Genomic DNA, 241 nt, shown 5'->3' on the forward strand with positions numbered 1-241 from the left:
CAAACGGCCTTGAAGTTCAGGGATTAAATCTGAAGGTTTTGCTATATGGAAGGCACCTGCAGCGATAAACAATACATGGTCAGTTTTGATAGGACCATATTTTGTTACAACCGTTGACCCTTCTACCACCGGTAAGATATCCCTTTGGACCCCTTCCCTCGAAACATCAGCAGATGAACCGCCAGCGTTTCGGCTGGCAATTTTATCAATCTCATCGATAAAAATAATTCCCGTTTGTTCT

Annotated in this window: 1 protein-coding gene; it reads right to left on the reverse strand. The window is 43.2% G+C overall.

Annotated elements, in window-relative coordinates:
* The coding region (locus RYX56_RS24830) for an AAA family ATPase (RefSeq protein WP_317124449.1) at positions 1–241 on the reverse strand (241 nt) is incomplete at both ends.

It is taken from the genome of Alkalihalophilus lindianensis (assembly GCF_032843265.1).
Classification (GTDB): domain Bacteria; phylum Bacillota; class Bacilli; order Bacillales; family Bacillaceae_D; genus Alkalihalophilus; species Alkalihalophilus lindianensis.